Annotated in this window: 19 protein-coding genes; 15 read left to right on the forward strand and 4 right to left on the reverse strand. The window is 67.9% G+C overall.

The annotated features are described in order from the left end of the window. The first annotated feature begins 441 nt into the window (after positions 1-441). Positions 442-1662, forward strand: a complete 1221-nt coding sequence (locus ACWPOB_RS21900; RefSeq protein WP_455402101.1) for an outer membrane protein assembly factor BamB family protein — start codon at positions 442-444, stop codon at positions 1660-1662. A 72-nt stretch (positions 1663-1734) separates the two neighbouring features. Here the strand turns inward: ACWPOB_RS21900 and ACWPOB_RS21905 are convergent, their stop codons facing one another. Then, positions 1735-3060 carry a hypothetical protein gene (locus ACWPOB_RS21905; protein WP_455402102.1) on the reverse strand — a complete coding sequence of 442 codons (1326 nt, stop codon included), beginning with the start codon at positions 3058-3060 and terminating at the stop codon, positions 1735-1737. 257 nt (positions 3061-3317) lie between these two features. On the opposite strand from ACWPOB_RS21905, the gene ACWPOB_RS21910 reads away from it, so the two are divergent. Then, positions 3318-3467: a hypothetical protein gene (locus ACWPOB_RS21910; RefSeq protein ID WP_455402103.1), complete on the forward strand. Its 150-nt coding sequence runs from the start codon at positions 3318-3320 to the stop codon at positions 3465-3467. A gap of 372 nt (positions 3468-3839) precedes the next feature. Here the strand turns inward: ACWPOB_RS21910 and ACWPOB_RS21915 are convergent, their stop codons facing one another. Further along, the gene (locus tag ACWPOB_RS21915; protein WP_455402104.1) at positions 3840-4811 is read right to left on the reverse strand and encodes an HNH endonuclease; all 972 of its coding nucleotides are present in this window, start codon (positions 4809-4811) and stop codon (positions 3840-3842) included. A gap of 93 nt (positions 4812-4904) precedes the next feature. Between ACWPOB_RS21915 and ACWPOB_RS21920 the strand changes: the two genes are divergently transcribed. The 10 genes from ACWPOB_RS21920 to ACWPOB_RS21965 all read left to right on the forward strand — a co-directional run bounded on the left by ACWPOB_RS21920 (position 4905) and on the right by ACWPOB_RS21965 (position 18214). Continuing rightward, complete coding sequence (locus ACWPOB_RS21920; protein WP_455402105.1) at positions 4905-5816, forward strand: SDR family oxidoreductase; 912 nt, start codon at positions 4905-4907, stop codon at positions 5814-5816. A 193-nt stretch (positions 5817-6009) separates the two neighbouring features. Beyond that, a complete protein-coding gene (locus ACWPOB_RS21925) occupies positions 6010-6840 on the forward strand; it encodes a replication protein (RefSeq protein ID WP_455402106.1) in 831 nt (276 codons plus the stop codon). Between the two features lie 139 nt (positions 6841-6979). Continuing rightward, positions 6980-8698 carry a plasmid pRiA4b ORF-3 family protein gene (locus ACWPOB_RS21930; protein WP_455402107.1) on the forward strand — a complete coding sequence of 573 codons (1719 nt, stop codon included), beginning with the start codon at positions 6980-6982 and terminating at the stop codon, positions 8696-8698. Between the two features lie 73 nt (positions 8699-8771). Further along, entirely contained in the window at positions 8772-9104 is a 333-nt protein-coding gene (locus tag ACWPOB_RS21935) for a hypothetical protein (protein ID WP_455402108.1), read from the forward strand. Continuing rightward, positions 9062-9736: a DUF3558 domain-containing protein gene (locus ACWPOB_RS21940; RefSeq protein WP_455402109.1), complete on the forward strand. Its 675-nt coding sequence runs from the start codon at positions 9062-9064 to the stop codon at positions 9734-9736. Before ACWPOB_RS21935 ends, ACWPOB_RS21940 begins: the two co-directional genes overlap by 43 nt. 97 nt (positions 9737-9833) lie before the next feature. Beyond that, positions 9834-11345 carry a DUF3375 domain-containing protein gene (locus ACWPOB_RS21945; RefSeq protein WP_455402110.1) on the forward strand — a complete coding sequence of 504 codons (1512 nt, stop codon included), beginning with the start codon at positions 9834-9836 and terminating at the stop codon, positions 11343-11345. Next, on the forward strand, positions 11342-11947 hold the full coding sequence (locus ACWPOB_RS21950) for a DUF4194 domain-containing protein (protein ID WP_040275769.1): 606 nt from the start codon (positions 11342-11344) through the stop codon (positions 11945-11947). Before ACWPOB_RS21945 ends, ACWPOB_RS21950 begins: the two co-directional genes overlap by 4 nt. Further along, positions 11944-15252: an ATP-binding protein gene (locus ACWPOB_RS21955; RefSeq protein ID WP_455402111.1), complete on the forward strand. Its 3309-nt coding sequence runs from the start codon at positions 11944-11946 to the stop codon at positions 15250-15252. Before ACWPOB_RS21950 ends, ACWPOB_RS21955 begins: the two co-directional genes overlap by 4 nt. Continuing rightward, positions 15249-16385, forward strand: a complete 1137-nt coding sequence (locus ACWPOB_RS21960) for a DUF3322 domain-containing protein (RefSeq protein WP_455402112.1) — start codon at positions 15249-15251, stop codon at positions 16383-16385. The genes ACWPOB_RS21955 and ACWPOB_RS21960 overlap by 4 nt, the downstream gene beginning before the upstream one ends. 338 nt (positions 16386-16723) lie before the next feature. After that, positions 16724-18214: a stealth family protein gene (locus tag ACWPOB_RS21965; protein WP_455402113.1), complete on the forward strand. Its 1491-nt coding sequence runs from the start codon at positions 16724-16726 to the stop codon at positions 18212-18214. 97 nt (positions 18215-18311) lie between these two features. Here the strand turns inward: ACWPOB_RS21965 and ACWPOB_RS21970 are convergent, their stop codons facing one another. Both ACWPOB_RS21970 and ACWPOB_RS21975 read right to left on the reverse strand, forming a co-directional pair. Next, entirely contained in the window at positions 18312-19271 is a 960-nt protein-coding gene (locus ACWPOB_RS21970) for a DUF1254 domain-containing protein (protein WP_455402114.1), read from the reverse strand. 116 nt (positions 19272-19387) lie between these two features. Next, positions 19388-20170, reverse strand: coding sequence for an IclR family transcriptional regulator (locus tag ACWPOB_RS21975; protein ID WP_455402115.1), 783 nt, complete (start codon positions 20168-20170; stop codon positions 19388-19390). Positions 20171-20341: 171 nt separating this feature from the next. Here ACWPOB_RS21975 and ACWPOB_RS21980 point away from each other — a divergent pair, with 171 nt between their 5' ends. The 3 genes from ACWPOB_RS21980 to dmpG form a co-directional block, all read left to right on the forward strand. After that, the gene (locus ACWPOB_RS21980) at positions 20342-21172 is read left to right on the forward strand and encodes a 2-keto-4-pentenoate hydratase (RefSeq protein ID WP_455402116.1); all 831 of its coding nucleotides are present in this window, start codon (positions 20342-20344) and stop codon (positions 21170-21172) included. After that, on the forward strand, positions 21169-22146 hold the full coding sequence (locus tag ACWPOB_RS21985) for an acetaldehyde dehydrogenase (acetylating) (RefSeq protein ID WP_455402117.1): 978 nt from the start codon (positions 21169-21171) through the stop codon (positions 22144-22146). Before ACWPOB_RS21980 ends, ACWPOB_RS21985 begins: the two co-directional genes overlap by 4 nt. Then, positions 22143-22903 (forward strand): 4-hydroxy-2-oxovalerate aldolase (gene dmpG, locus ACWPOB_RS21990; RefSeq protein ID WP_455402118.1); only part of this gene is annotated, 761 nt, incomplete at its 3' end. The genes ACWPOB_RS21985 and dmpG, both read left to right, overlap by 4 nt.

Below are 22903 nucleotides of genomic sequence, written 5' to 3' on the forward strand. Positions count from 1 at the left end.
ATCGACCAAACGGCAGCGTTGTCCGCCGCCACCCCTGACCTCAGGGTCCGGTCGTTCCCGTCCGATAAGCGTGCCTTATGTCGGGTAGTAGGCCGGACACCTCCCCGCCGGAAGGCGGACCGGAGGTGCTCGAATCGCGGCAATGGAGGACGTTAAGGCGATCGCCGAAATGGCGTGGCAGCTGATAGTAGAAGCGCCCGGGGTGCGGAGGGCTACGTGCATCCGAGACGGTGGAGTTTTGTCGGGCGCTTGGTATGAGTATTCACCAAACCAGCGGCGCAGACATCCCATGCTAACTTCACCGCTGATCGAGTGGGTGCGGCGGAAGGTCAGCAGTCACGTCACGGAACTACTGGAAGGGCAATGGTGACACCAAGTAGGAAGAGTGTCCTTGCAGCCGCCGCGGCCCTGATCCCACTGGCGGTTGCTGGTGGTGTTGCGGTGGCCATCGGGGCCGGTGAAGGTGACGATTCTCAAAATGGATTCCCGCGGCCGGGAATTTACGCACGCGAACCGATTGAGGTCTGGGGATACGAGATCGACCAGTTCGCCGACGTCCTTTTCGCTTTTGGTCCCAACATCATTACCGTCGATCGTGATCGCACTGGCGGCTCTGCGCGGCTCGCGTCCCGAGAACTCCAGACGGGCGACGTCGTCTGGAGTATCGATCCGCAGACCCTCGACTGTGGCCACAACGAGGAAGACCACAACCGGCTCCAGGCAGTAGCTGGCTACAGGAACGGCAGCTCGTCGGTTGTCTGCCGTCAACAGAACCAACTGGCCTTCTTCGACGTGGAGAGTGGGTCCCAGATCGCGACGGCGAGCAGCCGCGGCGTGCAGGCGACCCGGGTGTTCCTGACGGGGGACACAGTCTACTCATGCACCGTCGATGGCCGGTTCGTCGCCATTCAGTCGGGCGACCCCGTCGATTTGGCGAAGAATTGGTCTCTACGAGTTCCTGTCGAGGACTCGCGCAATTGCATCCTTTTCGTTGAGAAGTCGTTGGTCTATGCCACCGATCTCGACGCTTGGGCGACAGTGGCGACCCTGAACGGTGAGATCACCTACCAGGCATTTGACCGGTCCGTGTTCTATCTCGGTGACCAAGTGTTCTTCGAGCATGCCGCCAGCGAAGCGGGTGGCGCTGTGATCGACTCAAGTGGGGCAAGGCTCTTCGACGCGCCGAAGGCGATTCATATCGTTCGCCATTGGCCGATCGACCGGGACCTCGACCTTCTCATCGACAACAGTAATTCGGTTCGCGAGCCGTCGACAGGTGAGAAATTGTGGACTTACGACGCCCCGGACGAGTTTTCCGTCGTCGGCCGGTACGGAGACGTGATCGTCTTCTACGAGGACGACTTCCGGCTTCGCGGTTACGACGTCAACGATGGAACGGCCCTGTGGGCGATCGGTCTCGACGAGATCTACCCGCCTGATGCGTTGGAAGGCGGATCCGTCCCTGAGCTCAGCAGCCGCAACACGACGGCATCTGACGGGCGGTACTTGGTCTTCGGGGGAGGGAAAGAGTTGGTGAGCCTCGACACGACGACCGGAGCGGTTGCCTGGAGAGTCAACGGGCCGAGACGAATTCTATTCCACCACGGCGGAACGATGGTCGTGGCGGACGAAACCAAAGTCACGACCTACCGCTTTGAGTAGAGAGCGTTTGAACGGTACCGATACGCGGCGCTGCGAACAGCCGCCGGTACGACTACCGATACCGAACAAAGCCTAACCAAAGTCAAGCACGCGGAGACGTTGCTTATCGGTGAGTACCAAGAAATTCTGGTGCTGCTTGAGGATCCAGCCACGAACGTCCCTCGTCCAAGATGTTTCCCCGGTCGTAATGTCTATTCCCGTCAGTAGATTGCCAGTAGAGACAAGTAACGTCTGACCATCCCCGGCGAAGCGCCAGAGGGTGTTGACGCCTGAAAACTCCCGTTCGAGGTCAACGTCGGCGGGCGGTCTACCTCCCTTGTAGAACTGCGTGACCCCTACTGCCCACAGCGGTTCGCCTGTACGAATGTCGTAGCCTCGCAGGCGTGCACCGTCTTCGAACATGACCAGCACGTCCCCCACTGCGCCAACCACCGTATACTCAGCAGGCTCAGAGTAGTTCCAGCGGGTCTGACCCGTGATTCGATCACGCACACTCCCGCTGTCGTCAATAAATACTTCGGCAATTTCCCGCCCGGGCAAGGTGAACACTGTAGCTATGGGGAACGAATACTCGTACATCCGATTGCCGTCGACGTCGAGGACGGTGGCGTAGTCCGGCAGCTCCGAATTCTCGGAGTCAAATTTGAGAGACGTGAGTAGACCGTCGCCTTTGAATTCGGCACTGGAGTCGAATGACTGATGGACTATCGTCCCCTCCGGACCGACTACTGTCACCCAATTATCGCCAATGCTGTGCGCGGCCGCGTAGGAGTCTTGTACTTCGAGATCGCACGAAGTGGGTCCTTTGAGGGGAATATTGAAAGAGAAGTCACGTGCGAGGTCCAGAGGGCCGCCCGCCTGAAAAGTAACGGAATTATCCTGTAGTATACACGAGTAGATGGTCTCATTGGAAATGTAGAGATCAGTTCCGATGCTGGAGTCCAAATGCGGTGTACCCAACTCCGAGCCGTCTTCTGCGCTGAGTACGCGAAGCGTTCCCGCCTTTATTTCGTGGCAGACCACGACCGTGCTGTCCGGCGCGTACCTGCCGATACTGGAGCCGCACATCGCCCCGGGGAAGAACTTCTGCCATGCGGTGCGGCCCGTGGCAAGGTCAATTCCGATGATGTTTTCAATGGTCTTGTTGGGATTGGCCGGGTCCTTCCTGTCGGCCGACGCGATCACCCGAGTATCTGTCGTGAACAGCACGGAAGTATTCGGATCGACAAGCGCGTAATCCCAGCCCCACTTAGGGGCAGTGGCGTAGGTGCCGGGCGTCGGGTCTGGCCCGCTCGTACTCTCTTCACCACCCCTGGTGAGGGCGATGCCGGCCCCTGTAGCGCCCGCAACGACGACGACTGCGGCAGCCGCACTCGCTACCTTCTTGTTGACTGCCACAACAGCCCCTCTCCCACGTTCGGCGTCTGCTCCTAGTGGCCCCGATTGCTGAATTGGCTCAGCACCACCGTCTGCAGAACTGCACACTAGACGCTCGTCGGGAGCCGGTCCTCACGCCGTCGTCTGGAAGACACGCGCTGGGTCGAGGGGGAATCTAGGGACGATGACCCGCGCCACCCGCCGTGACTTTCGCCACGACCCGAGATGGGGCTTGGGAGGTGCCACCATCAAAGCCCGAGCACACCGAGGATGCAATCGTGGACGGCCGCAGCGATAGTCGCATCGTGCTCGACGACCCGAGCCAGGGCCTCGTCGGATGCCGCCGCGATACCGACGCGAACGCGGTGCACGCTGCCGACGATCTGCTGCCCCGCATCGGCCCTGGCAACGAATGCTTTGGCAAGTAGCGGATCGACCTACCCTCTGTGTGAACTGCGGGAATATCCCTCACCGCACCGTCCTCACCGAAACCTGAAGTCAGGGGCATTCTGCCACCAGGGCGCTTGAGCGGTCCGCCGCGTTTCGGCGCCGCCATCACAGACAGGACACCAGCAAAGAACGAGGGCAGATCTCGATCGGGTCCCTGCAATCGAGCAGGGCCGGCCGAGCCCCACGCTGCCTGGCACGCACGGAACAACGCGACCCACTGTGAGTCCATCCGCTGACCGTCAGCGCCTACCTGCTCGACCGCGACCCAAGCTCCCCGCCGCCCCGCCCCGGCGCCAACAATTTCAAAGCTTCCGTTCAATGGGCCTCCTTCGGCACCAACCGATGCCCTCCTACGCCGCCTGCTGAAATCTGCGATAGCTGATGTCTAGGAGGTCGCGGTCCGGCCACTCCCCCTTCTTCTCCGGGAGCACCATCAGCGCTTTGCCGTGCCGGCCCTTCAATCCATGTTCGAGCATCGGCCCGTCGATCTCCTCCAACAGATCCTGGTGAATCTCCACGACATAGTCCGGACTGACACCGAGGATCGACGCGTCGTAGGCCGCATGGTGAATTTTGCACAGAGCGAAACCGTTCCGAACCGAGGCGATGCCCAGTTCGTGTGAATCGGGCACGATATGAGCCGCGTCGAGCAGCGCGCTGTGTCCCAGCGCGCACACTGAGCAGCGGGTGCCATATGCACGCATGACAGTGGCCCTGAACACTGGCTGATGAAGCCGACGCTTGGTTTCCGCGACTACGTAACGCCGCAGCGCCTCTTCGACAGGCGAGTCGGGGCGATACAGGTCACGCTCGGAGTCGATCGCCACCACGAACTGGTGTCGTTCGGGCTCTTCATCAACGAGGTAGACCGGATAGATCGGTTGGTAACGTCCTACCCCCACACCGTAGAACCAGATTAAGGGAACTTCCCGAATCATCGCCTCGCGGAGACCGCGGTTGTCCATATGTTTCGGGTCGGTGCCGGACCACTTGTACCGCAGAAACCCATCAGTCGCGACCTCGTCCTCGTAGGGGCGGTCAGCCCCGGGTGCACGAAAGGTCGTCATGATCGATAACGCCGAGCTCAGTTCCCTGGGCTTTCGAATTCCACGAGTCTTGTCGACCAGCCGGAACATCTGACCGTCGAATCTGAAGTCGAGCAGCTCATCGCGTGTTATCGAGTCGAGGCCGTCATGTGTTCGGATTGTGAGAAATCGCATCGCTTCACTGCGTAGCCGAGCCTCGTCGCTCTCACTCATCACCACGGTCAGCGCCGTCCTCTCATCATATGGGTGGCGCAAACGGTATACGAGCGACTTCACGACCCCCACCGGGGTCCCTTTGCCATATGCAAATTGCTTGTTCGACTATTCGTGTGCTTACAAGCAGAAGGCGTTCGCAGTACCGTCCGAGCCATGACTCGACCTTTGGACGGCAAGATCGCCCTTGTCGCCGGCGCCACCCGCGGCGCCGGCCGCGGGACCGCAATCGCCCTCGGCGAAGCCGGCGCGACGGTGTACTGCACCGGCCGCAGCACCCGCGAGCACCGCTCGGAGTACGACCGGCCGGAGACGATCGAGGAGACCGCCGAGCTGGTGACGGCCGCGGGCGGGGTCGGCATCCCCGTCGCCGTCGACCACCTCGATCCCGAACAGGTGCGACGGCTCGTGCAGCGCATCGACGACGAGCACGGCCGCCTCGACGTCCTCGTCAACGACATCTGGGGCGGTGAGAAGCTCATCGAGTGGGAGACCCCGTTGTGGGAGCACGACCTCGCGGGCGGACTGCGGATGGTGCATCTCTCGGTCGACACGCACCTGATCACCAGCCATTTCGCCCTGCCGCTGCTGATCCGAAACCCGGGCGGACTCGTCGTCGAAATGACGGACGGTACAGCCGAATACAATGCCGCGAACTTCCGGCTCTCGGTGTTCTACGACCTGGTCAAGTCCGCGATGCTTCGCCTCGCGTTCTCGCAGGCAAAGGAGCTCGCGCCGCACGGGTGCACGGCCGTCGCGCTGACGCCCGGGTGGATGCGGTCGGAGATGATGCTCGAGCACTTCGGGGTCACGGAGGAGAACTGGCGGGACGCCGCCGTGCCACATTTCGTCGCGATATCGGAGTCGCCACGGTTCGTCGGGCGGGCCGTCGCGGCGCTGGCCGCGGATCCGGACGTGCACCGCCGCAACGGCGGCTCGTTCTCGTCGGGCGGGTTGGCGCGCGAGTACGGCTTCACCGACGTCGACGGGTCGCAGCCCGACTGCTGGCGGTACATGGTGGAAGTTCAAGATCCAGGACTTCCCGCGGATGCGACCGGGTATCGGTGAGCGCGACACGCCGACAGAACGACTACTGTTCGCCCACAGCGCATTCCAAGCAAGGACGCCGAATCGATTGACGCCCCCGCGGCGCGGTGCCACGATGTGTCATCCCCCGCGTCCGCGAGGGCCACAATTGAAAAGGCCCGCCAGGAGTTGCCGCTCCCGACGGGCCGGATGTCCGACTGTAAGGGAGTCGAACATGGGTAAGAATACCTTCGTCGGTGGCGTGCGCCGCGCGCCGCGCCCGACGAGCCACTACACCGTCATCCGCAACGAGACGATCGGCAACAAGAACCTTTCCTTCCGCGCCCGCGCGGTCTTGATCTGGCTGCTCTCGAAGCCGGCCGACTGGCGCATCCGCTCCGACGCGATCGCCGCGGAATCACCGGCCGAAGGCCGCGACGCCATCCGGTCCGCGATGCGCGAACTGGCTGCGCACGGCCACCTCGTCACCGAGCGTCGCCAGAACGAGCACGGCCAGTGGATCACCGTCCAGACCGTCTACGAAGTACCGGTCCAGCCCGAGCCGGGGCCTGGAAATCTGAACCCCGGCGAGCCGGACACCGGAGAACCCGGCGCTGAACAAAGAACTGAAAACCAAGAGACTGAAACCAACCCCTCACCGGCCGCCGAACCGGCGGCGCCGCCCGCGCGGCCACAAGGGGTGACCAGCATCCCGGAAAGAATGCAGATCGGCGAGCTGGCCAGCGCATGCCGCGCCGCCGGTCTGACCGCGACATTCGAGTATCTGCCCGCCGCGGCACGCTCCCAGATCGCCACGCTGATCGGCACCCACGGCATACCGCCCCTGGTCGCGGCGGCACGATCGGCGCATCGACCGGGCAATCCGACGCGCTTCGCGCACGCGTGGATCCCGCTGTGGCAATCGCTCCCACAGCCACGGCCTCCCCTGCCGCCCCGATGCGGCCGGTGCGACGAGTACGGCTGGCTGCCCGACGACGATCGGGGCCGCGCCGTCCGATGCCCGTGCCGTCGCGTGCACGCACCCGCCCACCCGCTCGCCGCGTGAGCACCCGTCGACGGCGAACCGGTAGCATCGGCGAGAACTGTTCCGTGACCACCGAGGTCGGAGGCCCATGTCCCGCAAGCACTCGGGGTCGAGCCGCGGCTCCTCTCCTCATAAACCGCTGCCCGACAATGTCGTATCGTTGGCCGCGCGCCGTCGCCCGGCGGACACGCCGAGCGAGCAGTACCGCGCACTGGCACCGGAGTTCGCCGCATGGCTGATGGAGAACGCTGGGTGCTCGGCGAATCAGGCGGAGGAGTTCGTTGCCAGCGTCGGGCACGCGATCGACGCGCTCTCGCGTGAGGATTCCGGGTTTGCGACCACGGCATGGCGGAGCCGCGACGTGGACCACCTTCTCGAGCGGGTGCTGACGAGTGAACTGGTCGAGGACGACGACGAGACGCGGGCACACATCGCCGGGGACGCCGCTGTGTTCTTGCAGTTCCTCTCGGCGACAAATCGGTGGACCGGCCAGGACGAGGACCTCGGGTACGCCCTGTCCACGCTCACGTCGTACATCGAATCGAGGCTCGCGTCCCTTTCACCCACCGAGGTCGACGAACCACCAGTCGCGCCCGAGGTCGAACGCGCCGCCTTGACGGTCGTGCCGGTCGTCGCACGGCTGGACGCCCTGCTCGGCTGGATCGGTGAGCGCCGGCCCGTGACCGCGACCGGCGCATTGAAGCGCGCCCTGATCATGGAGGCCTTCGACGCTGTCGGCGGCAAGCGCGAGGATCTGGCACCACGCAAGGTCCAGTCGATGTGGGATCTTCCCGTACTGGCACAGACCTGGGTCGTTGCAGCCATGCTGGACTTGATCTCGATCGGAAAGACCGTCGTCAAGCCCGGTCCTGCCGCGCCGGCGTGGCGGTATCCGGACCGGAATCCCGGCGAGTACCTCACCCTGTGCCGAGACGCAGTGACACATTCCCTCATCGTGGCCCTCGGCAGGCGCGGCGAGGGGCGGCTCGTGGCATTCCATTCCGTCCTCGACGAGGCGACCGCTGCCGTCCTGTCCGCCGGTTTCGGTGAGCACCCCCTGCCGTCCGGCCCCGACGAGCGCCTGCACGCACTGTCCGTGCTGTTCCCCGGCATGCCGGTTGGACCGAGTCTTCTCGGCAGCATGCTCGTCGACCGCCTCGACGACCTCGTCGCCGACGGCATCCTCGACGACGCGGACGGCTACCGCGTGCCGACGCCTCTCCGTCCTGCCGTGCGGGCCGCCGTGCGCATCCTCCTCGGCGACGCGACACCCGTCGCCATCCACCCGCCCGCGCGGTGCACCCTGCGAATCACGTTGCGCGACAGCGAGCCTGCGGTGTGGAGACGGGTGGTGGTCGACAATTCCCTGAGTCTGCTGCATCTGCACTTCGTCATCCAGAGCTGCTTCGCCTGGGAGGACTACCACCTGCACCAGTTCACCGAGGACGAGCCGTTCACCGGTGGTTGCGTATACGTGCCCGACGATCAGCTCGACGACGAGCTCGCGAACGGTCAGGACGAGGTCGTCGACGAGGGAATGGTGACCATCGGGACGGTACTGCCCGACGTCGGGGCATCGCTGACGTACCTGTACGACTACGGCGACGGGTGGACGCACGACATCGTCGTCGAGTCCGTCGCCGACTTCGACGCCGAGGCACCGCGCGCCGCCTGTGTCGACGGGCAGGGCCTGGCGCCAGCCGAGGACTCCGGCGGGACGTGGGGCTGGACGGACATGCTCGCCGCGGCCGACGACCCGACCCACGAGCGTCACGACGAGATCCGGCAGTGGCTCGGACTGCGGCGGAGTGAGCGCATCGACCCAGAGTGGTTCGACCGCGACGACGCCAACGAACAGCTGCGCGCACTGTTCGGGTAGGGCGTGCTGTGCGGATTCGACCGCACAACTCGTGCGGTACAGTGCCCGGGCCAACTGATACCGGGGGGGATTCATGGCCGAGGGACTTCGATTGGATCCGCAGACGATCGACGAGATCGTCGCCATTTGCGACACCATGCTCGAGACGCTTCGAGAGGCGGGCCGACAGGCCGGCGATCTCACCACGGTACCGAGTTTCGGGGGCTTCAAATCGGCCGAGGACCTTCGCGCGGGTTTCGTACGCAAAGCTCGGGGCACGCCCGAGTCGCTCTACGAACGACTCAAACAGTTCGAAGCGGTGCTCAGAGATATGCGCGACACGTTCGCCGTGGGAGGTGAGGGTTTCCTCGCCGCAGAATCCGAATGGGTACAACGCCTGAACGCACTTCCCCGGGACAAGTTGTGACAGCGCGCCGTACCGCCACTACCGTCACCGGTGCGCTCGTAGTCCTAGCCGCACTCGCCGGCTGCGCCAGCCCAACCCATAGTTCGACGACAGTGAGTTCAGCCGTCGAATCGCCAACCGCCGCGACTCGCGTGCCGCGTCTGGCCGACGAGTCCAACCGCCCTGTGGTGGACTTCGATCCTTGCCTCGACATTCCCAATGACGTGATCATCGCCGCTGGCTACGACCCGGCAACGGAAGACGAGGCCGACTTCGCGGCCACCCATTTCACGATGCTTGGCTGCGCCTACAAGGGCACCGTCCACATCCCAGGTGTACTAGTCCGCTACGACCTCTCGGTGCTCTCCGCCAATTTCAACTTCGAGGAAGAACGGCAAAAGTCCAGTGACAACGGCGACGACGTTCGCCGTACCGAGATTGCAGGTCGACGGGCACTGCTGAAAACCAACCAGTCACTGCCCGAACGATGCGAAATGAGCATCGAAACGTCCTACGGAATACTCATCGTTGCTCGTATCCATTGGAGCGATAGCGGCAGTCCAGTGCCCAAATCGCAATGGTGCTCCGGACTGGAAGACACCGCCGAGCGCATCGTCGCCGTCCTCGACGACTTCGAGTCGCACACCCGCTGACCCAGCATCCCGTCTGTATTCGCCCCCGGAAGCCGAACTCGAACCCGCCCGAGTTCGCCGGACCACGCTCGCGACGCTGTCGCCCCCATATGTCAGCATGATCGAACCCGATCCCGGAGGGAGCGTCGTGTCGACCGCCGACCTGCACCGCTTGACGCGTCTGCGGCAGGAGCACCCAGCGTGGGCGCTGCTGCGGTCGGACAATGCGGCCGCGGTGCTGGCGCTGCTGGGCCGGCACTTCGACCGCGGCACGCGACGGCTGCCGGCCCCGGAGCTGTTCGCCCGCCTCGATGCGGACCTGCAGGGACTGCGCGACGAGGGCTTCGAGCTGCCGCGCACCGGTCAGGCCTATTGTGCGGACTGGGTGCGCGCGGGTTACCTGCTGCGCCGCGCGAGCGCCGACGCCCGCGAGGAGACCCTCGAGCCGACCGAGGCGACGTTCGCCGCGCTCACCTTCGTCGCGGGCCTGACGACCGCCACCAGCTCGGTCACCGAGTCGCGGCTGACCACCCTGTCGAGCCAGCTCCAGGCACTGGCGCGGGACTCGGACCCCCGCAGCGAGAGTCGCCTGGCGGCGTTGCGGGCCGAGCGCGACGAGTTGGACCGGCAGATCGCCGCCGTCGAATCCGGTGACTTTCCCGTGCTGGACAGGAACCGCGCGGTGGAACGGTCCGCGGAGATCCTGGCGCTGGCCGGGGAGATCCCGGGCGATTTCGCGCGGGTGCGCGCCGAGCTGGAAGCGCTCAACCGGGAGCTGCGGGCCCGGATCCTCGACGACGAGGGCGACCGCGGCGACACCCTCGGCGAGGTGTTCCGCGGGGTCGATCTGATCGGTAATTCCGACGCCGGCCGCAGCTTCGCCGGCTTCTACGACATGATCATCGACCCGGAGCGGTCGTCGCAGCTCGACGACTGGATCGAGGCGGTGCTGCAACGCCCGTTCGCGCAGCAGCTCACCACCGAGCAACGCAACCGGTTCCGCACCCTGCTCACCGAGATGGAGGACGCCGGCGGCGAGGTGCACGCGACGATGACGTCGCTGTCGCGTTCGCTGCGGCACTTCGTGCAGTCCCGCCACTACGAGGAGCACCGGCGTCTGCAGCGGCTCCTGCGCTCGGCCCAACAGCAGGCCCTGCAGGTGGCGCAGCGCCGCAAACCATACGATCTGCTGGACCTCGAGCTGGTGCGGGTCGGCATGGGCATCGATTCGGTGGCGGCGCTGCGGCTGCACAACCCGGCCGACGACCTGGTGGCCGAGCCGGTGGTGACGCAGCCGGTCGGCGAGGTGGATCTGGCGGAGCTGCGCCGCATCGTCCGCGAATCGGAGATCGACATGGACGAGCTGGCCGGCAACGTCGCCGCCACGCTGCGTTCCCGCGGCAGCGCCACGATCGGCGACGTGCTGCGCGATCATCCCGCCACCCAGGGCCTGGCCAGCGCGGTGGGCCTGCTGGTGCTCGCCGCGGAGCACGGTCACCGCGTCGACGGCACCGAGGAGATCGCGTGGACGTCCCCGTCGGGCGCGACCCGCGTCGCGACGGTGCGCCGGCACCTGTTCGACCCGACCGACACCGAGTTCACCGCCCGCATCACCGAGGACGCGTCATGACCGAATCGACCACCCGCACGGGGCTGTATCCGGGCGACACCGGCGAACTCGACCTCGACACCCGTCGCGCGCTGGTGCAACTCCTCAAGGGACCGCTCGTCACCGCCGACAAGCACCCGGAGGTGTGGCGGACGGTGATCCGCGACGAGCGGGTGCTGCGGTCCCGGCTCGCGGACGTGTTCCTCGATCTCGTCGTCGACGAGGACGATCAGCTCGCGTTCACCCGCCCCGCCGACACGGGCGACCACAAGGCCCCGACGGTGCTGCGCACCGAGCGCCTGACGTTCATGGACACTGTGATGCTGCTGGCGTTGCGGCACCGGCTGCTGCGCGCCCAGCCGGGCGAGCGGGTGATCGTCGACTTCGACGAGGTGGCCGGGCAGCTGGAGATGTACCGCGCGGCGACGAGCACCGATCCAGCCGGCTTCCGCAAACGGGTCAACGCGTCGTGGGAGAAGCTGAAGAAGTACACGCTGCTGGCGTCGACGTCCACGGAGGGCCGGATGGAGGTCTCTCCGGTGTTACGGCAGTTGTTCGACGCCGATCAGGTCGCCGCCGTCGAGGCCGAGTTCCGGCGCATCGTCGAGGAGGACGCGCCGTGAGCGCCGCACCCATCCACCCCGGCCAGTTCCGGCTCGCGCGGGTGCAGGTGGTCAACTGGGGCACTTTGCACGGGCATCACGACATTCCCGTCGCCCGCAAGGGTTTTCTCATCACCGGCGCGTCCGGTTCGGGCAAGTCGACGCTCATCGATGCGATCTCGACGGTGCTCATGCCGGGCGGCAGCGTGCGGTTCAACGCGGCCGCGCAGGAGTCCGCGGCCGGGTCGGGCCGCAACTTCGTCAGCTACATCCGCGGTGCGTGGCGGCGCGAGGCCGACGCCGACACCGACGCGCTCACCGCCTCCTATCTGCGCACCGGCGCCACGTGGAGCGCGGTCGCACTGACGTACAACGCCGCCGACGGCACGGCCCCGGTGACCCTGCTCAAGCTCATGCACCTGCGCCGGGGCGCCAACGCCAACAACGAGATCTCGCACCTGCACCTGATCCTCGACACCGACGTGGAGCTGACCGACCTCGAACCGTTCGTCGCGCGGGGCATCGACACGCGGGGCATCCGCAAACGCTGGCCCGATGCGGTCGTGAACCCCAGCTACGCGCCGTTCGCGCGCGCATTCCGGTCCAAGCTCGGCATCTCGTCGGAGGCCGCGCAGCGGCTGCTGCACCGCACGCTGTCCGCGAAGAGCCTGAACAGCCTGGACCAGCTGTTGCGCGACTACATGCTCGACGAGCCGCCGACGTTCGCGATGGCCGAGCGGGCCACGACCCAGTTCCGCGAGCTGCGCGAGGCGCATCGCGTCGTCGTCGACGCTCGTCGCCAGGTCGAGACGCTCGAGCCGCTCGTCGCGCTGGCCGACGCCCGTCGCACCGGGCTGCAGTCGCAGCGCGATCTGCAGGACGAGACCGATCACCTCGACGCGGTGCACGCCCGGATGACGGTGGACCTGCTCAGCGACAGGCTCGACGAGACGCGGGCGCAGACGGGTCTGCTGCAGGCCGCCGCGGACAAGACCGCCGACGAGGCCGACCACGCGGGCGAACGCACCCTCGATCTGCGGGTGCGCGCCGAGAGCGCCGGCGACGGCCGGCTCGCGACCCTCCGCGTGCACAAGGAGACCGCCGAGACCGCCCTCGAACGAATCACCCAGCAACGCAGACGGTTCGACGTCGCCCTCGCCCACTGGGAGGCGGAGACACCGGCCACCGCGGACGACTTCGCGCATCTGCAGGCCCAGCTCGAGAGGGAACTGCGCGAGCTCGACGCGACCGCCGATGCGCGCAGGGCCGAGCTGTACGAGGTGGCCGGTGCGCTCGCCGAACGCCGGAAGACGATCCGCGCGCTGATCGCCGACCGGGAGGTCCTGGCCCGGCGCCGCTCGAACCTCGATCCCGACCTGCTGCGCGCCCGGGAACTGGTGTGCTCGGCGGCCGGGCTCTGCGAGGACGCCCTGCACTTCGCGGGCGAGCTGATCGCGGTGCGCGCCGAGCACGCCGAGTGGACGGGTCCGATCGAGCGGGTCCTGGGCGGATTCGGGCGCACCCTGCTGGTGCCCGACGAGCTGTATCCGCGGGTGGCCGCCGCCGTCGACGCACACCATCTCGGTGCCCGCCTCGTGTACCGGCGGGTCCGCACGGGCGCCGGTGCGCCGGACGCACCCACCACCGCCGACGGCTCGCTCGTCCGCAAGCTCGAGGTGCGCCCCGGCCCGCTCGCCGCGTGGCTGCACCACCAGCTGGCGGACCGCTTCGACTACACGTGCGTCGACACCGCCGACGACCTGCGCCGCGTCCCGCGGGGCGTGACCCGGGCCGGACAGGTCAAGCACGGCGGCGACCGGCACGAGAAGGACGACCGGCGGCGCATCGACGACCGCAGCCGTTGGGTCCTCGGCTTCGACAACGAGGCCAAGCTCGCCGACCTGCGCCGGCGCATCGGCGACGCCGAGACCGACGTCGACGCGCTGCAACGGCGGCAGGAGGCGCTCGAACGTGCCGAGTCCGCAATCCAGCAGCGCCGGCAGGCCGCCGCGGTGATCCGCGAGTCCGCGTGGGCCGACGTCGACGTCGCGGCGGCGGGCAGCGCGGTGGACGCGATCGAGGAGCGGCTGCGCGAGTGGATGCAGGGCAACACCGAATACGCCACGCTCACCGCGGATCTGGCTCGCGCCGAGAGCGAGGAACGCGCCGCCCGGCAGGCGCACACCGCGGCGCTGGCCAAGCTCGAACAGCACCGGGACGAGCTGACCCGCGTGCAGGCGCGGCTCGACGACGCGCAGGCGCACGCCGGCACCGTCGTGCCCGACGCGATCGCCGCGCGCATCCGGGCCCGGTTCGCCGCGGCGGTCCGCCGCGTCACCGTCGACAACATCGACCGGGCCCTGAGCACGGTGGGTCGCGCGATCAACGAGGAGATGCGGTCCGCACAGCGCGACACCGCAGACGCCGAGCGCCGCATCACCGCCATCCTCACCGGCTACCTCGCCGAATGGGAGGCGCGGCGCGCCGAGATGCGCTCCGAGGCCGAGTACGTCGACGACGCCCTCGCCGTGCTCGCCCGGCTGCGCAGCGACGGCCTGCCCGCCTACGAGGACGAGTTCTTCCGGCTGCTGCGCGAGCAGTCGCACCGCAACATCGGTGAGCTGGCGCGCGCGATCCGCAAGGCGCCGGGCGAGATCCGCTCCCGCATCGAGCCGGTGAACGAATCGCTGCGCCGCTCGCCGTTCGACACCGACCGGATCCTGCGCATCGACGTCAAGGACCGGCGCTCCCCCGCCGCGTCGGAGTTCCTGGCCGAGCTGCTGCAGATCACGAGCGGCGCGTGGAAGGAGGAGGACCGGGCCGCGGCGGAGCGACGGTTCGAACAGATGGCGGCGGTGCTCGAACGGCTCGACTCCGGCGAGCCCGCCGACCTGCGGTGGAAGCGCCTCGTGCTCGACACCCGCCTGCACGTCGGATTCATCGGGGTGGAGGTCGACCCGGAGGGCAACGACGCCAACTATCACGACTCGAGCTCCGGCCTGTCGGGTGGGCAGGCGCAGAAGCTGGTGTTCTTCTGCCTCGCGGCGGCGCTGCGCTATCAGCTGGCCGCCGCCGGGGAGGAGTTGCCGCGCTACGGCACGGTGATCCTCGACGAGGCGTTCGACCGCGCCGACCCCGCGTACACGCGGCGGGCGCTGGACGTGTTCACCCAGTTCGGGTTCCACATGGTGCTCGCCACCCCGCTCAAGCTGCTGCAGACCCTCGACGACTACATCGACGGCGTGGCGGCGGTGAGCATCCGCGACAAGCGCTACTCGCAGATCGCACTGTTGCCGATCCGCGACGCCGGCGAGGACGGCACGTGAGCGCACTGTGCGTGCCGCCGTCCGCGGTCGCCGGCAAGGCCCAGGCCGCGTACCGCAGCCGCCGCACCCGATGGATCACCGATCCCGCTGCGGCCGCATCGGATTCGCTGTCGATCGCGCTGCATCCGCCGTCCGAACGGCGGGTCGCGCAGGATCCCGACGCCGTCGTGGCGTGGGTGCGGGCCTGGCACCGCTACCCGGGTGCCGGGCGGGTCGAGTGGGAGACGCGGCGCTGGCCGAGCTTCGGCACGCAGGAAGTGCCGATGCGCCTGCTGCTTTCGGGCGCGACCGAGATCGCCGCCGCGGCCGCACGAGGGCCCGAGTGGCGCGCCCTCACCGAACGGCAGGCGCGGCTGCTCGACGGACTCGGCCCCGGCACCGCGACGCTCGCGACAGCGATCGCCGCGACGCATGCCCGCTGGCTGGAGTTGGACGAGCCGGACTTCGCGCGGCTCGTCGCGGCCGTGCGCTGGCTGGCCGAGCATCCGTCGTCGGGGCTGTTCATCCGCCAGCTGCCGGTGCCCGGCGTCGACACCAAGTGGGTGTCGCGGCACCGCGGCCTGGTCGAGACGCTGCTCGACGGCGTGCGCGGCGACCGTGACCTGGGGGTGCGGTCGCTGCCGCGGATGTGCGAGGTGGCCGTGTGCGACCGGGCGCTGCTGGCGGCGGCGCCCCGGATCTTCGCGACGTCACTCGACGAGCTGGCGGCACTGCCGGTGACGCCGGCCCGCACCCTGATCCTGGAGAACAAGGAGGGCCTGCACGCGCTGCCGGATCTGCCGGCGACGGTGGCGGTGCACGGCGGCGGCTACGCGGTGCACGAACTGGCGGACGTGCCGTGGCTCGCCGCCTCCGACGTCGTGTACTGGGGTGACCTGGACACGCACGGCTTCGCGATCCTCGACCGGCTCCGCGGCCGCCTCCCGCACGTGCGCAGCCTGCTCATGGACCGCGGCACCGTCGAGCGATGGCGCGAACTCGCCGTGCCCGAGACGTCACCCGCCCCACACGTGCCCGCACACCTGACCGGACCGGAACGCGACGCGCTGGCGGCGGTGCGTGCCGAGGGTCTGCGGCTCGAGCAGGAGCGGATCCCGTGGCCGTACGTCGTCGCCCATCTCGAGGCGCTGTAGGCGCGAGCGCCCCGCAGTACCCCGAATGGATCGGGCCGACCGACGTCGGCTGAGCCTCGACGGGGCCGGAGTCCCGAAACTGGACCCCGCACGGGCCGCCGGTTCCGGAGTCGTCGTCCCACCGGCGCCTTCACGATGTGCCTGAAGTTGCAATAGTGAACTAGAATCAAACTTCTCGTTCCCGGGATCTTTCACGGGAAATCCCTTCACAGGAAAGGAGCACTCCGACGCACACGCCGGCCCCCCACACCGTTCATCTCGTCCCCCTGCCCCACAGCGTCGGGGACGCTCCCCCGCTCGCATCCGAGCGGCCCCGGCTGCACGGCCACCCGGACATCGTGTGGTTCCGGGATCGCTATGCGATCCCCATCTCGACGACCACGCCGCACGAGGCGATGCTCGAGGATCTGCACTTCGTGCGCCGGGTCCTCGACGACGCCGGCATCGACTATCTGCTGGTCCGCGGCGACGGCACACGCCCGGTGCTGGCGGTGGACTGGGCCGACCGCAAGGAGCTGCGTGCCGCGCTGGTCGTCGCGTGCACCGACGAACCGTTCTACTCCAAGACGGTCGGCACCAAGCGGCGCCGTCCGGTGCTCATCGCCGACGGCCGGCTCTCCCACAGTTCCAAGGCTCGGGCGTTCCGCCTGTTCCGGCCGCGAGTCGAGCTGACCAGCGGGCTGCGGTACGGGGCGTCGCACGGGGTGCAGATCGAGCTGTGGTCGCACACCGACGACGAAATCCTCCTGCCGAAGGAGAACGCACTGACCCGGCGCAGCGTGCCGCGGGAGGAAGTCACCCGCACCACCGTCGAGCGCTACGGGCAGACGTGGCCGACGATCGAGGGGATGTTCGCGACCCATCCGTCGGACGTCCCGTTCGAGATCGACCTGGTGTTCTCGTGGGTGGACGGCTCGTCGAAGGAGTGGCAGGCCGAGCGCGCCAAGCGCATGCAGAACTACGTGGTGGGCGAGGGCGACGACTCCCCCGCGCGCTTCCGGCAGATCAACGAGCTGAAGTACGCGCTGCGCTCCGTACACATGTATGCGCCGTGGATCCGGCGGATCTTCGTCGCGACCGACTCGGAGCGACCGGACTGGCTGGCCGACGACGGGCGGGTCACGTTCGTGCGCAGCGAGGAGTTCTTCGCCGACCCGTCGGTGCTGCCCACCCACAATTCGCAGGCCGTCGAGTGCCAGCTGCACCACATCCCGGGTCTGTCCGAGCACTTCCTGTACTCGAACGACGACATGTTCTTCGGCCGCGCGGTGGATCCGCAGATGTTCTTCTCCGGCGGCGGGGTCACGAAGTTCATCGAGGCGGACACCCGGATCGGGCTGGGCCGGAACCACAAGAAGCGCAGTGGTTTCGAGAACGCGGCACGCGTGAATCGCCGGCTGCTCGAGGACCGGTTCGGGGTGACGATCACCCGGCACCTCGAACACACGCCGGTGCCCCTGCGCAAGAGCATCATGGTGGAGATGGAACGGGAGTTCGCGGACGAGTTCGCCGCGACGGCGGCGAGCACGTTCCGGGCCGCGGAGAACATCTCGGTGACGAACTCGTTCTACCACTACTACGCGCTGATGACCGGTCGCGCGGTGCAGCAGACGACGGCCCGCATGCGGTACGTCGACACGACGATGAATTCGGGGCTGCGCGAGCTGGACACGCTGCTGGCGACGCGGAAGATGGACTTCTTCTGTCTCAACGACGGCAGCGTGCCCGAGGTCGACCTCGAGCTGCGCACGGCCAAGGTCACCCAATTCCTGGAGCGGTACTACCCGATCCCGGCGCCGTGGGAGACGGACTACCCGAGGCGGGCGTGACCTGCGCTCTCGGACGCACCGGGCCGCCCCGCAATACGCGGGGCGGCCCGGCCGGGTGAACGCGAACTCGGGGACGACGCCGGGCCGGCGTCGACGCTCACCGCCCGTTCGGTGACGAGGCGAGGGCGGGAAACACCCAGCTTCCGTCGAGGACTTCCGCACGCGGGCGATACAGACGCACGAGATAGTTCCACCCCTCCGTGACGGGAAGGCGATTGGTACGGTCCGCGTCGTCGCCGCCACCGAAACGGACGGTGATCGAGCCGTCCTCGTTGGGCACGCCGGTGAGGTTGTTGATGCTGTAGGCGTGGCGCTCGTTCGGTTCGAAGAAGCCCTCGGCGTTGTAGACCGAGACGGACCAGAACCCGTCGACGGGCACATCGCCGACGGTCAACTCGTACTCGCCGACCGGCAGTCCCGGATCGACGCCGATGTACACGGCCTCCTCGGTCGGAAGGCCGCCCCAGCCGGCGGCCGTGCCGATCAGGTGCCGGACCGGGTCGACGGTGTTCCGGGCACCGAACATCCGATCGAATCCGGTCAGTCCTCGTGCCAGCGCCAGGAGCGCCTCCCGCGTCGCGTCGAGGCTCGCGCGGTCGTATTCGGGCGCCGCGAACGGCGTCGACGAGCAGGCTTCGAGACGGAACCGGTCCTGGAGCGAGACCACGGTGCGGACGTCGTCCGGATCGGAGGGATCGACGAGGATCCGCACCGCGACGGCGACGTGCGGCGTGGGGAACTCGTCGGCGGTGAACCTGTGCTCTCCCGGGTCGTGGAGGATCCGATCGACATGGTGGTCCTGGTCGACCACCATCACGGACATGTACCGCCGACCGCCGTCGGGGATGGTGAGGGTCGCTCCCTCCGAGGTGTCGACGATCGCGAGGCTGTACAGGGTGTCGCGGTTCATCCGGATCACCGTCTGCTGCTCGACCGAGGCGGGTTCCCGGTTGTGCCGGAGCACATTGATGCCCCCGGCATCCCGCTGAAGATCGAGGAACATCCGATCCGTCTCCGCGCGAACGAAGTTGTCGACATTCACCGGAATCGATGTCATGGGCGGCAGCCTAGACGACGAACGCCCGGCGCGCTGTCCGATTCGTCCGCCTCCGCGACGGACCGGGGTTCCCTGCCGGGACTGCCGGGCCGGCCGCCGGGCACGTGCGGCCCGTCTCATTCCGGCTCCGACATCCGCGCGCGGCGCGCGAGGGTGGCGGCGACGCCGGCTGCGGCCGCGCGCACCGACGTGGCGTGCCGCTCGGGGTGGAAGCGGGCCACGGGACCGGTGACACTGAGGGCCGCGATCGGCCGGTCGTCGGGGTCGAGTACCGGCGCGGCGACGCAGGTGATGCCCATCGCGGATTCCTCGCGTTCGTACGCGACCCCCTCGTCGAGGATGCGTTCGAGCTGTGCGCGCAGCAGTCCGGGCCCGGACAGGGTCTTCGGGGTGCGCCGTTCGAGTGGCGCGGCGAGCACCCTGTCGATGATTTCCGGATCGGAGTGCGCGAGGAGCGCCTTTCCGATGGCCGTGCAGTGCAGCGGCATTCGGCCGCCGAGGCGGGACGGGGAGCGGGCCTGTCGGTGTCCCCCGATCTTGGAGATGTAGACCACTTCGGTGCCCTCGAGGATGCCGAGGTGCACCGTCTCGTGCGTCCGCTCGTACAGGTCCTCCAGGAACGGGGTCGCGACCTCGATCAGGCTGCGTTCGGTGGACGCCCGCATGCCGAGTTCGAACAGTTGCCCGCTCAGCCGGTAGCCGGCCTGGGTGCGGTCGAGGAGGCGCACCTTGACGAGGTCGGAGACCAGCCGGTGCAGGGTGCCCTTGGGGATGCCGGTGCGCCGGCCGAGTTCCGCGAGGCTGAGCCCGTGGTCGTCGACGGTGAACGCATACAGCACGGTGACGACCTTGCCGAGCACGGTGTTCGGGTCGATCTGCGCGTCGCTGGGAGTGTGCACCGCATTCACCCTTTCGTCCGGTGACCTGGCGATTCGGGTCACCCGCCACTGTACGTTCCACTGAGTCGAACATTGTCCTGGCCGGATGCCGGCTCGCCCGGTGACAGTGGGCAGGTCAATTCCCTTCGACCTTCCGGGACCGCCATGACCCCCTCCCCAGGAACCGACCGCATGCCGGCTCCGCCCTCCGCCGGCGGCGCCGCGACGGACGATCCGGCTGTACATGCGGCCTTCATCCGAATCGACCACGCGGTACACACCCGCACGCCCTGCCCACCGGTGCGTGACCTCATCGGCAGCTCCGATATCGAGCGCGCCTACGCGGTCCAGACGAAACTGAACGCCGCACGCACGGCCGCCGGCGCTCGTGTGGTCGGTCGCAAGATCGGGCTCACGTCACCGGCGGTCCAGCGGCAACTCGGCGTGGACCGGCCCGACTTCGGTGTCCTGTTCGACGACATGCAGTACACCGAGGACGAACCCGTGCCCTTCCACCGCCTGCTGCAACCGAAGGTCGAGGCGGAGATCGCCTTCGTGCTCGGGCAGGACCTCGCCGACGGCCCGCTCGACGACCGGCGTATCCGCGACAGCGTCGACTACGCCGTCGCCGCCCTCGAGATCGTCGACAGCCGGATCGCAGGCTGGGACATCACCTTCGGGGACACGGTCGCCGACAATGCCTCGTCCGGGCTGTTCGTCCTCGGCACCCGGCGCCGCGGGCTCGACGAGTTCGAACCGATCGACACCGAGATGGCGATGCGCGTCGACGGCGCGCCGGTGTCCACCGGGAACGGCGCGGCCTGCCTGGGCGACCCGCTGCGGGCCCTGGCGTGGCTCGCCGACACCGCCCGCCGGTTCGGTGAACCGCTCCGCGCCGGGCAGATCGTCCTGTCCGGGGCCCTCGGGCCGATGGCGCCCGTCCACCCCGGCTCCACCGTCACCGCGGACATCACCGGACTCGGTTCGGTGACCGCGACCTTCACCAAGGAGGACAACACATGAGCACCCGTAGAACACAGGTGGCCGTCATCGGCTCCGGCAACATCGGCACCGACCTGATGATCAAGGTGATCCGGAACTCGACCAACCTCGAGATGGGCGCCATGGTCGGCATCGATCCCGACTCGGACGGTCTGGCCCGCGCCCGCCGGCTGGGTGTCCCCACCACCGCCGACGGCGTGGCGGGCCTGATCGGCCTGCCGAACTTCGACGAGATCGGCTTCGTGTTCGACGCGACGTCGGCGCAGGCGCACCGGGCCAACGCCCGGGCGCTGGAACCCTACGGCAAGCGGCTGATCGACCTCACGCCCGCAGCGATCGGCCCCTTCGTCGTTCCGGCCGTCAACCTCGACGCACACCGGGACGCGCCGAACGTCAACATGGTCACCTGCGGTGGGCAGGCAACCATTCCCGTCGTGGCGGCAATCTCCCGCGTCACGCCCGTCGCCTACGCCGAGATCGTCGCGTCCATCGCGTCGAAGTCCGCCGGACCCGGCACCCGCGCGAACATCGACGAATTCACCGAGACGACGGCGCACGCGATCGAGTCGGTCGGCGGGGCAGCCCGGGGCAAGGCGGTGATCGTCCTGAACCCGGCCGAGCCGCCGCTGATCATGCGGGACACCGTGTTCTGCCTGATCTCCGAGCCGAGCGCAGTCGTGCACGACGCCGTCCGGGAGTCGATCGAGCGGATGGTCGCCGACGTGGCCGCCTACGTGCCGGGCTACCGGCTCAAGCAGCAGGTTCAGATCACCCCGGTTCCGCAGGGGCAACCGGTGCATACCCTGCTCGCCGACGGCGCCCCGACCACACCCACCCATCAGGTGTCGGTATTCCTCGAGGTCGAGGGTGCCGCCCATTATCTGCCCGCGTACGCGGGCAATCTCGACATCATGACCTCGGCGGCCCTGCGGTTCGCGGAGGCCGCCGCCGAGACGGACACCGCTCGCGCGGCAGAACTGGAGACCACCCGATGACGACCGAACTGTTCATCCAGGACGTCACGCTCCGGGACGGGATGCACGCCGTTCGGCACCGCATCACCCCGGAGGACGTGGGCCGTATCGTGGCCGCGCTGGACGCGGCCGGCGTCGACGCCATCGAGGTCGCCCACGGCGACGGTCTGGCCGGGGGCAGCCTCAACTACGGACCGGGCAGCCACACCGACTGGGAGTGGATCGAGGCCGCGGCCGCGAACGTGTCCCGGGCGCGCCTGACCACGCTGCTGCTGCCCGGGATCGGCACGATCCGCGAACTCGAGCACGCCTACCGGCTCGGCGTCCGCTCGGTGCGCGTGGCCACGCACTGCACCGAGGCGGACGTCTCGGCCCAGCACATCGCGACGGCCCGCGAGCTGGGCATGGACGTTTCCGGATTCCTCATGATGAGCCACATGGCACCGCCCGCCGAGCTGGCGCGGCAGGCGAAGTTGATGGAGTCCTACGGCGCGCACTGCGTCTACGTCACCGACTCCGGCGGTCGGCTGACCATGGACGGGGTACGCGAACGGGTTCGGGCCTACCGGGACGTGCTCGACCCGGGCACCGAGCTCGGGATCCACGCCCACGAGAATCTGTCGTTGTCGGTGGCGAACTCCGTGGTCGCCGTCGAGGAAGGGGTCACCCGCGTCGACGCCTCCCTGGCCGGTCACGGCGCCGGCGCCGGCAACTGCCCGCTCGAGGCGTTCGTCGCCGTCGCCGACCTGCAGGGCTGGACCCACGGCAGCGACCTGTT

It is taken from the genome of Rhodococcus sp. 2H158 (assembly GCF_053764755.1).